Source organism: Mesorhizobium vachelliae (genome assembly GCF_033977325.1).
GTDB classification, from domain to species: domain Bacteria; phylum Pseudomonadota; class Alphaproteobacteria; order Rhizobiales; family Rhizobiaceae; genus Mesorhizobium; species Mesorhizobium vachelliae.
Window position 1 is genome coordinate 1 of sequence record NZ_JAVIIR010000038.1, and the last position, 15,731, is coordinate 15,731.

The 15,731-nt window shown below is 59.2% G+C and carries 11 protein-coding genes and 1 pseudogene; 8 read left to right on the forward strand and 4 right to left on the reverse strand.

Annotation, left to right across the window (positions count from 1 at the left end; translation table 11 throughout):
• Window positions 1-616 precede the first annotated feature (616 nt).
• Both RFM41_RS33440 and RFM41_RS33445 read left to right on the forward strand, forming a co-directional pair.
• The gene (locus tag RFM41_RS33440; RefSeq protein ID WP_320253429.1) at window positions 617-1,270 is read left to right on the forward strand and encodes an antitoxin Xre/MbcA/ParS-like domain-containing protein; all 654 of its coding nucleotides are present in this window, start codon (window positions 617-619) and stop codon (window positions 1,268-1,270) included.
• A gap of 352 nt (window positions 1,271-1,622) precedes the next feature.
• Window positions 1,623-2,774 (forward strand): porin, encoded by a 1,152-nt coding sequence (locus tag RFM41_RS33445; RefSeq protein ID WP_320253430.1) that lies wholly within the window; start codon window positions 1,623-1,625, stop codon window positions 2,772-2,774.
• Between the two features lie 977 nt (window positions 2,775-3,751).
• Here RFM41_RS33445 and RFM41_RS33455 read toward each other — a convergent pair.
• A complete protein-coding gene (locus tag RFM41_RS33455) occupies window positions 3,752-6,160 on the reverse strand; it encodes a GcvT family protein (RefSeq protein WP_320253432.1) in 2,409 nt (802 codons plus the stop codon).
• A 343-nt stretch (window positions 6,161-6,503) separates the two neighbouring features.
• On the opposite strand from RFM41_RS33455, the gene RFM41_RS33460 reads away from it, so the two are divergent.
• From RFM41_RS33460 to RFM41_RS33480, 6 genes and pseudogenes are all read left to right on the forward strand, one after another.
• A complete protein-coding gene (locus tag RFM41_RS33460; RefSeq protein ID WP_320253433.1) occupies window positions 6,504-7,388 on the forward strand; it encodes a MurR/RpiR family transcriptional regulator in 885 nt (294 codons plus the stop codon).
• 298 nt (window positions 7,389-7,686) lie between these two features.
• A complete protein-coding gene (locus RFM41_RS33465) occupies window positions 7,687-8,469 on the forward strand; it encodes an enoyl-CoA hydratase/isomerase family protein (protein WP_320253434.1) in 783 nt (260 codons plus the stop codon).
• Window positions 8,470-8,493: 24 nt separating this feature from the next.
• Entirely contained in the window at window positions 8,494-10,638 is a 2,145-nt protein-coding gene (locus RFM41_RS33470; RefSeq protein ID WP_320253435.1) for an acetate--CoA ligase family protein, read from the forward strand.
• Between the two features lie 4 nt (window positions 10,639-10,642).
• Entirely contained in the window at window positions 10,643-11,443 is an 801-nt protein-coding gene (locus tag RFM41_RS33475) for a crotonase/enoyl-CoA hydratase family protein (RefSeq protein ID WP_320253436.1), read from the forward strand.
• Window positions 11,444-11,685: 242 nt separating this feature from the next.
• Window positions 11,686-11,862, forward strand: a complete 177-nt coding sequence (locus tag RFM41_RS34345; RefSeq protein WP_430691604.1) for a LysR family transcriptional regulator — start codon at window positions 11,686-11,688, stop codon at window positions 11,860-11,862.
• 726 nt (window positions 11,863-12,588) lie between these two features.
• Window positions 12,589-13,166, forward strand: a pseudogene (locus RFM41_RS33480) (aromatic ring-hydroxylating oxygenase subunit alpha); the annotation flags it as partial.
• Window positions 13,167-13,178: 12 nt separating this feature from the next.
• Here RFM41_RS33480 and tnpC read toward each other — a convergent pair.
• The 3 genes from tnpC to tnpA all read right to left on the reverse strand — a co-directional run bounded on the left by tnpC (window position 13,179) and on the right by tnpA (window position 15,523).
• Window positions 13,179-14,711 (reverse strand): IS66 family transposase, encoded by a 1,533-nt coding sequence (gene tnpC, locus RFM41_RS33485; RefSeq protein WP_320253437.1) that lies wholly within the window; start codon window positions 14,709-14,711, stop codon window positions 13,179-13,181.
• 69 nt (window positions 14,712-14,780) lie between these two features.
• A complete protein-coding gene (gene tnpB, locus RFM41_RS33490; protein WP_320253438.1) occupies window positions 14,781-15,086 on the reverse strand; it encodes an IS66 family insertion sequence element accessory protein TnpB in 306 nt (101 codons plus the stop codon).
• Window positions 15,083-15,523 carry an IS66-like element accessory protein TnpA gene (gene tnpA / locus RFM41_RS33495; RefSeq protein WP_320253439.1) on the reverse strand — a complete coding sequence of 147 codons (441 nt, stop codon included), beginning with the start codon at window positions 15,521-15,523 and terminating at the stop codon, window positions 15,083-15,085. Before tnpA ends, tnpB begins: the two co-directional genes overlap by 4 nt.
• Window positions 15,524-15,731: the final 208 nt, after the last annotated feature.

Here is a 15,731-nt window from a genome sequence, read left to right on the forward strand (position 1 = left end):
GAAAGTCAATCGGGAACAGCCGGCCGTTGAGGCTTTAGTGAAACATGGAATTCTTAGGTCGTGTACGAGCGCGATTGTGGCATTCTTTGCGCTCCAGACTTTGTCGGGTCAAGCGTGACCCGCCCCCGAATTTTCATCCTGGCAGCAATTGGAGCCTCTTTTACGCCTGCTCTGAGACCGAAGTTTGGAGCGCCGGAGGCTGGAGTTTTCCGGCTGCGATCATGGTGATAGGCTGGCAGCGCCACCGAGATTTTGCAACGCAATCGGGACGTTGTATCCGATCGCGCTGTGAGGACGTGCTCCGATACCATTCTTTGGACCGCCGGAAGGCGGAGTTTCCGGGCCTTCACGATGGCGGGCTGGCGGCGCGTGATTGAGCAACGAGATCGGGACCCTTGCCCGATCGCACCATGCGGGCGCACCTATCTGCGCCAATCCTCCAACTTTTCAGCGGCGTCGGCAAGGGTCAGGAACCAATGGGCGTCCGCACAGGTTGAAGCCGTACCACGGCTGCTAAGTCGCGAGCACTCGACATACGCAACACCGCCGTCCTCCAAACTTCAATGTCTTCAACGCTCTTTCAGCGGTTGCCGAGAGAATGCAGGGAAATCTACATATGTCAGGGTCCAGTGATCTTGCAGATGAAATGCGCCAGGCTGAGCTTTCAAGCTTCGTGTTAAAAGAGGTGCAACGCATTCTAGCCCAACGCGATGGGGCAAGACAGAGTGACGAAGCCGACGCAGCGCCTCGAGGTACTCCTTCCAACCAATCGACAGCCGTTGCCGCCGATCTTCTTAGTCGGCTCGAGGCCGAAGCAGCGCGACGGCTAAACGCTCAGGCAAGTGAGATCGCTTCGCGACCCCGGTCAGCCGATCGTCCGCTCGTGCATCCGGTTCTGCAGGATTGCCCGAGAGAAGGCGCACGCATTGCAGAGTGGGCCGGTCCAGTTGCAGGGTCAACGCATCTGGAGAAACGTTTCGGAATACCGCGGTCGACGCTGTATTGGTGGCAGCGGCACAACGATGTGGTCGCCTTTCGCAGAGGCTCCCGCAAGCATGTATTTCCCTTAGCCCAGTTCATCGACGGCAGGCCCATCCCCGGCATCAAGCAAGTGCTTTCCTCGATCGCCGATCCAAGAGTGGCATGGCTGTGGCTGATCAGCCCTTCCCCTCTTCTCAAAGGCCGCGTTCCTATCGAATTGCTCAGAGAAGGTATGAGCATCGACGTTGCGTCGGCTGCCCAAGCCCTTGCTCTGATCGAATCTCTTTAAGGATGGCTGGGCGCCAGCCTTCCTCATCCGAAAGCCATATCACTCGTGCGGCGACTGTCTTCCGCGCATTCTATACGTGCGTACAAAAGTCGATGTGCCACTTGTGCGATTTGTGCAGATGTACAGTTGTTCGATTCGTGCAAATAATATTGACAATTTAGTGACAAAAATGCCACTAATACTTTGGCACCTGGCTTTCGTTCAGTATTTGAGCTTGCACCAACTCGGCCGATGAATAGCGTCGTACCGGGAAGGATGCACCGCGATGCGCATCTTTTTCGATCGTGGGGACAGGGAGCGGTTCGTCCATCGACGTCCTCGCCCTTTTCAAATCTTTGAATGGAGATCAACTATGAACATCAAGAGCCTTCTTCTCGGCTCAGCTGCGGCGCTGATCGCAGTTTCCGGCGCTCGCGCCGCCGACGCGGTTACCGTCGCCGAGCCGGAACCGGCTGAATACGTCAAGATCTGCGACGTGTACGGCTCGGGCTACTTCTACATCCCCGGCACCGAAACCTGCCTGCGCATCGGCGGCTATGTCCGTTACGACATCAGCGCTGGCGATGTCGGCAGCTTCGACGGCGCACGTTCGACAGACGTTCTCAACGGCAAGGACCAGGGCACCTGGCACAAGAATGCCCGCTTCGAACTAAAGACCTGGACCGGTCAGGAAACTGAGCTCGGCACGTTGAAGACGTACACCGAGACCAAAATCCAGTTCGGCAACAGCGCCTACTACGCTGGGGCAGATGGCAATCAGGCCCACAACAAGGGCGCTGCGCTTGTTTATGCCTGGATGCAGCTTGGTGGGCTCCGTGTCGGTTTGGACGATTCGGCTTTCGATACGTTCATCGGCTATGCCGGCAACGTTCTTAATGACACCATCGTTCCCTACGGTGATTTCTCCACCAATCTCATCCAGTACAACTTCGATGCCGGCAATGGTTTCTCGGCCATTGTATCGCTCGAAGAAGGTTCGGTGGACACCAACAATGTCTTCTACGTGGGCACGATCGACAGCTATGTTCCGCATGTCGTCGGCGGCGTGAAGTACACGCAGGGTTGGGGCGCCATTACCGGTGTTGTCGCCTATGACAGCAACTACGAGGAATGGGCCGGCAAGGTTCGTGCTGACTTCAACGTGACCAGCGAGCTGTCACTGTTTGCCATGTTCGGCTACGGCACCGACAAGCATTCACTCGACGTCGCCAGCGGCCGCGACTTCTACAAGCAGTGGGGCGGCCACTGGGCTTGGTGGGCCGGCGGCACCTACAAGTTCAATCCGAAGACCTCATTTAATCTCCAAGTGTCGGGTGACGCGGATAAGAACTATGGCGTGGCGGCCAACGTTGCCTACGACATCGTCTCCGGTCTCACGGTTACGGCGGAAGTTGATTACGATCACTTTGGCCATTTCAACGATGGCACCCCCTTCGGCAACTGGACCGCGGCCGACAAGAAGAACAACGTAGGCGGCTTCCTCCGCTTCCAGCGCTCGTTCTGACGATTGAGCGGCTGGCTCCGCGTTCGAAGCGGTGCCTGCGAGCGCTTCAATTTGGTTGTCGGCGGATAGCTTGGGCACTGACCTCCAATTCCGAGCATTCGCCGATAAGAAGGGCGCCCAGTTCCCGGGCGCCCTTTTTAGCGGGTCCATCGTCGAGAATCGAGCAAGCGAAATGGGGCGCACGCCAGCCCCGTCGATGGAAAGTAGTGGCTTCCGCAATGATCGGATCAAGTTGCTATGACGCTCCGAAGAGGGAACCGGAAAACACAAAGGTCCGGCTCTCGATGACGGCCCCAGTTGGAGGGCAAGACAGGGGCGATCGAGCCTTCCCTTAACCAAAGCGCGGTACGCTCTCCACAGAGCTCGCGAAGCGCGCATCGAGATCCGCTTTCCCTGCAGAGGAACTTATGAATAGACTTTTATTCGCTTTTGCGTTCTCGATTGCGACATCGGCGGCATTCGCTGCCGAGCTCGGGGTCTCATTTGAATGGGGACCTACGAAACGATGCTTTGACCCAAGTCACCCCCCATAACTCTGTCAGGGGTTCCTCAAGGTACTGCGAAACTTCAAATCATAATGACGGATAGCAGCTCTGCCTATAACCATGGCGGCGGAACCGTTGCCTACAAAGGGCAAACCTCGCTGCAGTATGGAGCCTTCCGATATAGGGGGCCATGCCCCGACGGTGGGCCCCATTTCTACAACATCCTCGTGAAGGCGTTGGATGCATCCGGAGGGGTCTTGGCTAGCGGTTCTACTTCCCGGCCCTTCTCCGCAAAATAGGTCGCGCTGCGCTGAACCATAGTGCTGGGGGTGGGGCCACGGTGGGGAACTCCCGTCGCTAGTTATGTGGCCGAGCCGATGCGCCCCGACGCCCGCCCTCTGGCCCTGTGCAGCTTCAGCCGATCCGGCTGCTTCGCAAACCTGCCAAGCAGCTGATCTCCTCTCGCCCTCTGCTTGACAGGGAACATGAGAGCTAGCTCTTCATGCGGGTGCCGCCAGGGTCAAAGATCGGGCCAAGCGTGACCGTCGCGTCGAACATCTGACGGGCGATATCGACCTTCACCCTTGCGCCACTCTCCAGCCGCTCGCTGCTATGGCCGAGCGCCACGGGTTTGCCGATGCGATAACCGAAAGCACACGAGGAAGTCTGTCCAACAATGTGGCCATCAAAGTAGATCGGCTCGTGGCCAAGCGGCATAGCCATCTCATTGTCTAACAGAAGCGAGACTATCTGCGAGACATCGCCTCGTGCACGCGCTTCTTCAAGGGCATCTGCCCCGATGAACCCACCGCTCTTCCGAACCGCGAAATCGAGTCCTACGGCGATCGGCGTGACCCCACTGTCCAGCTCGTGTCCCATGGCACAGAAACCTTTCTCGATGCGCATCGATGTCTGGGCGAACAATCCGGCAGGCTCAGCCCCAGCTGCCGTCAACTCGGCGTAGATGGCTGGCGCATCTTCCGCCAAGCACGTCAGTTCCCATCCCGCCTCGCCGACGTAGGACATTCGCGCGGCCCGCACCTGTTTTCCCGAGATATGAGCGATGCCGTGCTTGAAATAAGCGAGTCCGGCCGACTCCCCCGCGCCACATTCGCGGATGATCTGCGCTGCCTGTGGGCCCATCAGACCAAGCACCGCATAGGTTTCTGTATTGTCAGTCAGGGAAACGTCAAACCCTTCCGAATGGCGGCGCAGCCATGCAAAGTCGCGGCTGATTGAGGTTGTGCCGACAAAGAGGCGGTAGTGATCATAGGCGATGCGCTGGGCAGTCAGATCGGATTCGAAGGTGCCGCGCTCATTGAGCATGGCTGTGTAGATCACCGATCCAGCGGCACGCCCAACATACCCGGAGCAAACATGCAGCAGGAACACTTCGGCATCAGGACCCTCAACGTCGATCTTGCCGAAAGGCGATGCGTCGAAGATTGCGGCGCGCTCATGCGCAGCCTTGACTTCAGCGCGCACGTTCTCGAACCAGTCCGGACGGTCGAACCGCATGGCGGGCTCGGTGGACTTGCCAAAGTAGAGCGGGCGCTCCCAGCCGTAAAACTGACCCATATGCGCCCTCGCTTCGCGATAGGGCCTATCGAGCGGAAGCGCGCGCAGGTTGCGCGCAGTTTTTAGCTGCTTTCCGGGATAGGCGATGTCGTAATGCGTGCCCAGAATTTCCGGCGCGCGGGCCGTCAGGTGCTCGACATTGTTGAAGATGGGCGCGAAGCGCTTGGCATCGGCCTCGCTGAGATCGTAGGCGGTGTGGCCATGGACAATGCAATGGGCCAAGTTCATTCCCGCGCCGCCGCCCGAGGCTATCCCCACCGAATTCATCCCGCACCCCAGGTACAGACCCTTTGTTTCGGCAGTCTCGCCCAGCATGAAGGTGCCATCGGGTGTAAAGCTCTCCGGCCCGTTCAACAACATCTTCACTTCGGCATCTTCCAATGCCGGCAGACGGTGCAGCGCTTTCACCATCATCGGTTCGAAATGCTCCCAATCCTCCGGAAGCAGACTGAATTCAAAATTCTCATTGAGAACACCTGGTGCAATGGGTTTGCCCATCGGCTCGAAGCAACCGACAAGCAAACCGCCGGAGTCGTCGCGGATGTAGAGGTGGTTGTCATGATCCGACAGGGTGGGAGTATTGCCAATAATTCCATCGATTGGCTTGGTAAGCAGGTAAAAGTGCTCGCAGGCGAGCGCCGGTACTGCGGCTCCGGCCATTGCCCCCACCTCTCGAGACCAGAGGCCGGTGCACAGTGCGATCGCGTCGCACATAACCGTACCTTTGCTCGTCTCGACGCCGCGGATGCGGCCGTTCTCGGTCAGGATGCCCGTCACGCCAGTGCGCTCGAACAGTTTGGCGCCCAGTCTCTTTGCGGCTTTCACCAGAGCTGCACAAACATCGGATGGCGAGACGCGTCCGTCATCGGGCGACCATACAGCACCCTGAACGTCCTCAGCATTCATGAGCGGCCATCGCTCCTTGGCTTCTTCGGCGGAGATGGACCGGGCATTGATCCCGTAAGCATGGGCTAAGGCCTCCTGCCGCCGGATGTGGGTCAATCGGTCCGTGTTGGTCGCGATCGAAAGCGAGCCCTTCTGGATCCAGCCCACCGATTGACCGGTTTCCTGCTCAAGCTGCGAATAGAGATCCACCGAATACTGGATCATCCGGGTGAGATTGCGGGAATTTCGTAGAGCGCGGACCTGGGCGGCCGAGTGCCAGGTCGTTCCTGAGGTCAAGGCGTTGCGCTCAAGCAGAATTGTGTCGGACACGCCCATCTTCGCAAGGTGGTAGAGGGTCGAGCATCCCATTATGCCGCCGCCAATAACGACGACGGACGCATGTAGGGGTAAATTTTTGGCAGAGTGGTCAGTCATCATTCATTCAACTCAACAGTTTCAAGTCTAGGAGGGCCGCAAGCCGGGCTGGCGGCGCATTTCGCTCTATGCGTCCTGACAAGATTCTTACCCTCCAGCGAATCGGTGAGAGCTCGTCACTGACGTTGAGCCTAAAAATGGCAGTCGGCAGCGCATCGACATTCGATGAACGACCCCTCCTAGGGTCGACAACAACGATACCTGCATGCCGCGTCATGGACCCACCTCGATGCCTCGCGTCACAGGTATCAGATCACGGCGGTAGACCGCCTAAGCTGAACGATTGACACGTCGTGTTTCATATGTGAAGATTATAGGTAACATTTGTTACATACGAATCGGAACCATGGCAACCCCCACCAACGCGCTGAACGAAAAAATCCGAAAATGCGGCGAGGAGTTGACACCAGGCATGCGCCGGGTGGCGGAGTGGATGTCACGCAATCAGGACGAGGTTGCCTTACGATCGCTCCGGCAAATCGCGCAGAAGACCGACGTGAGTCCGCCAACGATCACGCGGCTCACGAGAACATTGGGCTATCAGGGCTTCGAGGAATTGCAGCAAGACTGCAAGGAATGGCTGCGCGCTAAGAGCCGCTTCTCGGTCCAGGCGGAACGACTAAGGCTAAATTCCCGACAATCTAGCGACCCCGCCGGACTCCTTGAACGGAACGTCGCCTCGGCGTGCGCTGGCCTTTCCAATCTGGCCCACAACATACCAAATGCTGCGCTCGAAGCGGCTGTTCGGGACCTTTTGGCAGCCCGCTCAGTTTGGTTCGTTGGCTCCATGAGTTCGGGCCCGATCGCCCGTTATAGCAGCTACATCGCCTCTTTGGCGTTTCCGAATTGGCATGAGGTGGACCTAGATTCGATGGCGACTATAGCCACGCTCGGGCCAGAAGATATGATCATCGCCATCGCGTTTTCCCCCTATGCGACCAAGTCGGTCTCCGCCGTCGAGATCGCAGCTGCTCGCGGAACCCGCATTCTTAGTATCTCGGACAGCCCACTCTCGCCCATTGCCGAAGTCGCTAGGCATCTCTTTGTAGTATCGACCGAGAACCCAGGCTTTTTCTCAACCTATGTCCAGCCAATCCTTCTCATCGAGACCTTGATTGGCCTGGCTATCTCCCAGGCAGAGGAAAAGGCGGGCGACAGGATCGCTGCCGTCGAAGCTGCGTTGGAAGCCAGTGGAATGTACTGGCTCAGCACCAAGGGGAATAACGAATGAAACAGACTTCAAGGTCCAAATCGCTCACCTCTCTTTGCGCCGCTCTCATCGTAACGATGACTGCGGTATCCACTGCCGATGCGGACACACCTTCCGATATCGTGAAGAAGATAACGATATCCTGGTCTCGGTCCTCCTGCTGGCGACGCCAGAGTTGCTGCGCCGTCGCAACGAGCGCCCGCGCGGGATCAGGCCATGATGGCGATCGTCAAACAGATCGGTTGGCCACCGAAACCTTCAATGCCAACTGGAACAGCCAACAACCATCCGGCTAGCTGTGCCTACTTGTGAGAGAGCAATGCCCTACGAAACCATCATCTACACGCGCCGTGACGCACCGGCGGAAATCCGATTCAATCGCTCGCAACGGCTCAATGCCGTGGTCGAACAGTTTTGTCATGAAGTCTTGGCGGCGCTTCATGCCGCCGAAGATGACGATCAGGTGCGTGTGATCGTGCTAACAGGAGAAGGGCGTGCGTTCTGCGTCGGTGCGGACCTGAAGGAGCACGGAAAGGGCGAGAGAACTCCACGCCAGCAACGCGACTATCTCGTGCTTGGCAATGAAGTCTGCCGGCGCATCCAGTGCAGCCGGTTGCCGGTTGTCGCTGCTGTAAACGGTTTTGCGTCGGGAGCAGGGGCGGAAATGGCGATTTCGTCCGACTTCATCCTTATGAAGGAATCGGCCCTTCTCTGGCTTCCGGAAGTATCGATCGGCACCTTCATCGGTGGCGGCGTTTCGGGGATTCTGCCCCGTCTGGTCGGCCTTGCCAGAGCGCGAGAATTGATTATGACCGATCGGCGCGTCAACGGCCGGGAAGCCGCCGCCATCGGCCTTGCTCTCCGGGCATTCGATGATGAAAAGTTTGAGGCGGGCGTGGACGAATTCGTCCAGATGCTCGCGAGTAAGGCGCCTCTTTCAATGCGGTTCGCCAAGGAGCATCTGAATGATCCAGGCCGTAGCCTTGAAGCGCGACTGATTACCGAACTCGAGTCCTTGCGTGCCTGCATGGTAACCGCGGATTGGCAGGAAGGCGTGGATGACTTCGCCGAAAAGCGTCGACCAGTTTTCACAGGCCGCTAAGACAATCCATTTCGGAATATCAACATGAACACTGCATTGAACCGCATTCTTTGCGCCCGGTCGCTTGCAATCATTGGCGCTTCAAGCGATCCGGCAAAGCGTGGCTACCAAGCTATTAGGCAATTGCTGTCAGACGGATTTGCCGGCCGCATCTTCCCCATTAACCCCAAGTCCCGCGAAATCCTCGGCCTCAAATGCTATCCGTCTGTTCTCGACGTAGGCGAAACGATCGATGCCGCGCTGATATGCACGCCGGCCAAGATGTCGCCGGGCATCTTGGATCAATGCGGGCAAAAGGGCATTACCGGCGTGATTGTGCTGGCAGCCGGTTTTGCAGAGATCGGGCCGGAGGGCGCAAAACTCGCCGACGAGTGTCTAGCTGTCGCCCAGCGCAACAACGTCCGTATCATCGGGCCTAACACTAACGGGGTGTTCAACCTGCACAACCGCATGAACCTGGTCGGTGTGCAAGGGGTCGAGCCGGGTGGCATAGGTATTGTCTCGCAGTCGGGGAATATGTCGCTCGCGCTCATCACGGAAGCTAAACGGCGCGGCGGCCTGGGCTTTTCGACCTATGTCGGAGTCGGCAATCAACTCGACGTCCGTTTCAATGAGTATCTTGAGTATTTCGGACAGGATCAGGAGACCAAGGCTGCCGTCTTTTATGTCGAAGGTTTCAAAAACGGTAGGAAGTTCCTCGATGTATGCCGGGAGGTAGCGAAGAAGAAGCCGGTCATCATCTACAAGTCCGGCCGAACCGCTGCTGGTCAGAATGCCGCCAGTTCCCATACCGGCGCACTGGCCGGCAGCTTTGCGCTGACCCGCGACCTTTTGCGCCAGGCTGGCGCAACGGTCATCGAGCAATCCGACAAAATCCTGTCGGTTGCCGAGGGCCTGAGCAAACTGCCGGTGGCTTCCGGCGATAGGGTTGCCATCCTGTCCGACGGCGGTGGACACGGCACTATCACCACAGACACGCTGATCGAACATGGACTCACCCTCGCTGAGCTTTCCGATGAAACGCGGATGAGACTGGCGGGTATGTTGCCGGCATCCGCGTCCCTGACCAATCCTGTAGATGTGGCCGGCGGCACCGACGAGAACCCTGCATGCTTCGCCGACTGCGCCCAGATTCTGCTCGAAGATCCTGGCGTCGACATCTTAATGATCATTGGCATCTTCGGCGGCTATGCGATGCGTTTCTCCGAATCCCTGCTTGAAATGGAGATCGAGACGTCAAGAAGAGTCGCCGACTTGGCTCGACGCTATGGCAAGCCGTTGGTCGTGCAAAGCGTCTACGGCACACTCCGCCCCAAACCGCTGGAGTATTTGAAGGAGTTGGGCATTCCGCTGTTCATTTGGCCGGAGAATGCGGTGCGGTGCGTCGCTGAGTTGGTTCGCTATTCTGGGGCTCGCCGGCGAATTGCCCGCGCGCAGCCACTCATTCCCGGGCCGGCGAAGAAGGCGGCCCAGTCGATCATCTCGGGCGCCCGGAGCGAGGGGCGAGATTCGCTCTACGAGCACGAGGCCAAAACCCTTTTGGCAACTTACGGCGTTACTGTTCCGCCCCATCTTGTGGTTCGCGAAGCCGGCGAACTGGTCCATGTGACCGCGAAGCTGGGCGACGATCCCATGGCCATGAAGATCGTCAGTCAGGATATACTGCACAAGTCTGAGGCCGGCGGTGTAAAGCTCGAGATCTCGGGAGGAAAGGCACTGTGTTCGAGTTTCGAGGCAATTCTCGAAAATGCCCATGCCTTCAACCCGCGAGCACGCATTCACGGCGTGCTGGTCTCCCCCATGGCGCGCCCCGGCGTCGAAGTCATCGTTGGCGTAGTTCATGATCCAATCTTCGGTCCGGTCATCATGTTCGGGCTGGGCGGTATCTTTGTTGAGGTGCTAAAGGACGTCTCGTTCCGTGCGCTGCCGATCTGCGACGAAGATGCACAAGAGATGATCGAGGAAATCCAGTCCAAGGCAATTCTCAATGGGGTGCGCGGCGCGGCCCCCGTCGATAAGTCAGCTCTTGTTGACCTGATCATGAAGGTCGCGATGGTCTCGCAGTTACACCCGGAGATTGCCGAGATCGACCTCAACCCGATCATAGCCAGAGATGACGGCTACGACGTCGTCGACGCCCGCATGATCTTCAGCAACGATGGAGACTGACGCTGTGTCGGACAAGCTGATCTTTGAACGCGACGGTCACGTTGCGACGTTGACGCTCAACCAGCCCGAGTTGCGTAACCCAATCACCGATCTCGATTTTGTCGAGGCCTTCGTCGAGCGTTGCAATGACATTCAAGCCGACATGGACATCCGCTGCGTGATAGTGACTGGCGCCGGCGCGGGATTTTCCTCCGGCGGTAATCTTAAGCACATGCGCGATCGAGTCGGCACTTTCTTTGGAAATGCCGCCGAGATCGCCGCAAAGTATCGCCAAGGGATACAGCGCATCCCACTTGCGATGGCTGCTCTGGAAGTGCCGGTTATAGCGGCGGTCAACGGCCCCGCCTATGGCGCGGGCTGCGATCTTGCGATGATGTGCGACATCCGCCTAGCCAGCGAAAGTGCGGTCTTTGCCGAGAACTTCGTCCGGGTTGGTATCATTCCCGGGGATGGTGGCGCTTGGTTACTGCCGCGTACGATTGGGATGGCGCGCGCTGCCGAGATGACGTTCACAGGCGATTCAATCGACGCCGCAACTGCGCTCAGTTGGGGTCTAGTGTCGAACGTCTTCCCTGCGGATGGGTTAATGCCGGCGGCTTGGCAACTGGCCAGACGCATCTCAATCAATCCGCCGCTGCAACTGCGCATGGCCAAGAGGCTACTGAGGGAGAGTACGCACGCCCGGCTTGAAGATATTTTGGAGTTGTCAGCCGTCCTCCAAGGCGAATGTCACCAAACCAATGACCACAAGGAAGCCGTGGCCGCCCTGCTTGAAAAGCGGCCCGCGATATTCATGGGAAGTTGAAGTCCGGACCCGAAGCTCGATTTGCTTCGATTTACCCATCCCAGCGAGCGGAGGTTTCCACCGGACAACGAAGTATTTGATGCAGAGACGACAGTGTGCTGCAAATCGACGATAGGTCAAGCGCCGAAAAGCACATTGTTGTCAGTGGCCAGATAGCGTGAACCAGGTTGAACGCACTATTCCGAGGTGGTTGTATTTTGATCGCGCCTACACGGGTCTCCTCAGCCTCGGACCATCGCATAGTGGATCTTCGATTGTTTCGCTACGCATTGATTTCAGCCAAACACGGTAGCTTTCGCCGTGCCGCGGCTGTGCTGAACGTACAGCAGTCGACCGTTAGTCGAGGAGTGCGCGGCCTCGAAAATCAAGTCGGAACTGAGCTCTTTGAACGCAATCACGCCGGCTCCGGCCGACGCTAGCAGGAGACCGATTTCTAGAAGAGGCAACGCTAGTGGCCTCATAGCATGGTGGGTGAGCGGCGTGCGCCTGATGGCCGGCACCGTCGCCACTTTGTTCGTCATAGGCTTCCTTGGTGTGTTGGTCTGAAGCGATGACGACCCTTGTCATCGTATTCGCCGCCGTTGCTGTTTGCCTTGTCATTGGCATTCCGGTCGGAATTCTGACTGCCCAGAGCGACCGGTTTTTCGCGTTCGTAGACGTCTACAGGGTCGATCTACCTATTCGGAGGAGTCTACCCTTCTTCAGGCGGCCGAGAATACCGCAGTTCCGACGCTACGATAGTCAGGATTGAAACAGCTTGTGGTTGGAAGGCTGGGGCGAAAGCACGCCATTCGGATTGACTTATGTTGCCTGTCACGCCCTCGGCGTTTCGCGCGGGTATTGCTTAGCGACGCCGCCATCGGGGGACTTTCCGGTGGTAGGCGGATAGTTGGCTCCCACCGGGCCAGGCTTGGGCGTCACACCGCGCTTGGATGTCCCCGGCGACCCAAAGTTATGCCTAGTCGACAGCTTTGTATTACGAAACCATCAGTGCCTCTTCGGAGACTCCCAGTCTCGACCGAAGCCTAGATAGGAGCAAATGGATCAGCTAAACTAAATCATGTTAAACATTAATGCTATTGCGGAACGGCACTAGCGCGAAAAAATTGCGGCTTAAAACCTAAGCTCAGCCCGTGGAATTTCCGATGACAGCCTCGATCCAAGATATGCTCAGACGCCGATTATCGGGCTATGCTCTTGAACAGCCGTTCTATACCTTGCAACTGGTTTACCAACTCGATCTCAAGCACATTTTCTACAAGGAATGGCTCTACGCGGCCCGTCCTGCCAGCTCTCCAAGCCGGGAAGCTATATCACATTGCGCGTAGGCGCTTACGAGGTGATTGTCGTTCGGGGGCGCGATGGCGAATCCGGTCGTTTCACAATACGTGCCGTCATCGAGGCTCGATAATTTGCAAGGCGCGGAACGGCCAGGTCGCCAAACTCGTCTGCCCTTACCATCAGTGGACCTATGAACTCGATGGCAAGCTGATCTGGGGCAATGATATGGGCCCCGGCTTCGACGCGTCGAAACACGGCCGCAGACCGGTAAACCTGCGTCAACTCGAAGGGTTGATCTACATCTGCCTGTCGGACGCCGCCGGATTTCGAGCCGTTTGCCAAAACCGCCCGCCCTTATCTCGAGGTGCACGATCTGCGCAATGCAAAGGTCGCGCACACCTCGACCATCGTCGAAAAAGCGAACTGGAAGCTGGTGTGGGAGTAAGCGGTGTTCTCAGGCCACGGCCTTAAGCTCGGGAGCGGCGATGTAGGCCCAGGGCAGAAGCTCGTCGATCTGGCTGTTTGGGTGGCCGTTGACGATCTTGGCGAGCACGTCGGCGAGGTAGCCGAGCGGCTCGACGTCGTTCAGCTTGCACGTCTCGATCAGCGAAGCGATGGCGGCCCAGTGCTCGGCGCCGCCGTCGGAGCCCGCGAAGAGGGCGTTCTTTCGGTTGAGCGCGATCGGGCGGATCGACCGCTCGACGGTATTGGAGTCGAGCTCGATGCGGCCGTCGTCGAGGAAGCGGGCGAGTCCCTCCCAGCGTGACAGCGTGTAGCGGATCGCCTCGGCGAGCTTGGTCTTCTGGCTGATGAGGCCGAGCTTCTCGCGCAGCCACGGCTCGAGCTCGGCCAGGATCGGCCGGCTCCTTTCCTGGCGCACGGCACGACGTGCGTCTGCCGGCTGGCTGCGGATGTCGTCCTCGACGCGATAGAGTTCTGCGATGCGCCTGAGCGCCTCGCTCGCGATCGGCGCTGGGCCAGCTGCGGCGAGTTCGTAGAAGCGCCGGCGCACGTGTGCCCAGCAGAAGGCGAGCGTTGCGCCGCTCTTGTCGGCGAGCACCCGATAGCCACCATATCCGTCGACCTGCAGGATTCCGGCAAAGCCTGCGAGATGAGCAATCGGGCGCTCCGCCTTTCGGTCCGGCGCATAGACATAGGCGACGCCCGGTGGGTCGCTTCCGTTCCATGGCCGGTCATCGCAGGCGTAAGCCCAGAGCTGTCCGGTCTTGGTCTTGCCGCGGCCGGGATCGAGCACCGGCGCCGTGGTCTCGTCGGCAAAGAGCTTCGGCGAGGCTTTCAGCTTCTCCAGCAGCCGCTCGTGGACTGGACGCAGATGCCAGGCCGCGCGGCCGACCCAGTCGGCGAGCGTGGATCGGTCGAGGTTGATGCCCTGCCGGGCGTAGATCTGCGCCTGGCGATAGAGCGGCAGGTGATCGGCATATTTGGAGACCAGAACCTGGGCGACCGTCGCCTCGGTTGGCAGGCCGCCTTCGATCAGCCGGGCGGGCGCTGGAGCCTGCACGACAACGTCCTCGCAGGCACGACAGGCATATTTGGGCCGGCGCACGACGATCACGCGCAGTTGCGCCGGCACGATGTCGAGCCGTTCGCTGACGTCTTCGCCGATCCGATGAAGTCCGTTGCGGCAGCATGGGCAGGCATGGTCCTCGATGTCGACGACCATCTCGACGCGCGGCAGATGCGACGGCAGCGCGCCCCGGTTCCTCCGCCGCTTTGCGGTGCGCTCCCTGCGCGCGGCAGGATCGGCACGTTCGGCATCTTCCTCGCCGGCCGCCTCGATCTGCTCGGCCTCCTCGAGGCCAAGGAGCAGTTGATCTTCGGGCAGGCTCTCGGCGCGTCGGCCGAAGCGGTGACGCTGCAACTCCTTGATGATCTGGGTCAGGCGGGCATTCTCGACATCGCGCGCCAGGACCATCGCCTTCAGCACATCTGGATCGTCGGGAAGCTGGTCCGCCGTCATCGCCATGATCGGATCAGACCATATTCGCCAGTTCCGGGCGACAGCGGAATCCAGGCTGATTCACTTGGTCGCGGATCAACCCGCCTGCGCCGGAGCGCGCGTCCGGCGGGCTTCATGAACCCGCCGCCAATCAAGCCCCTCAAGCAGCGCCGACAACTGAGCGGCCGTCAGCCGCTTCGCATAGAGGCAGACGCCGGTACCGTCCCAGAAGATCAGCTTGATCCGATCCGTTCGTTTCGCCCGGAACACATAGACTGCGCCACTGAACGGATCGGCGCCCATCGTCTCGCGCACCAACGCGGCCAGCCCCTCCGCACCCTTGCGGAAGTCCACCGGCTTCGTCGCTACCATGACCTTGACGGCGCCCGTCGGCCCGATCACGACGTTGCCTTCAGCGCACGGATGACCGCCGCAACCGTCCTGGCGTCGGCGCCGCGGCCAACCCGCATGGCGATGCCGTCGATCTCAAGCTCGATCACCCCAGCATCTCGGGTAGTCTTCCGCTTCCGCGGCTGTGCTGGACGCTTCGGCGCGGGTTCCGGAGGCGGCGCCGTCACCACCGCCGGCACGAAGGCCGGGGATTCCTGCTGCGCCGAAGCGGCCTGTTTGCGCGCTTCGCGCCGCCAGGCGAACACCTGCTGCGGCCTGAGACCATAACGGCGGGCGACTTCGGAAATGATTGCGTTCGGTTCCAGCGTCTCCGCGACGATCCGCGCCTTGTCATCCATCGACCAGTGACGCCGGCCGCCAGCGCCGTTGATCACCTCGAAACGCCGAGGCTGCCGCTCCGGGTCAAGCGTAAGGTCAAGTCCAGACACAAGTCTATCTCCGATCCCAATACAGGATCGGTAGCCTCACAGATCGCGATCACTCCCGAAAGGTGGCCCGGAAACACCGCTTACGTGTGGGAAAACAGTAAGCGGTGCACCAAGGCACCTTTCCCGAAGTCGTGTGATGCGTGCATGGCGGTCAGCCGTTAGTCGGCGCGCCGGGGCGATCACTGCGGGTTATCATAACGGGTGACAT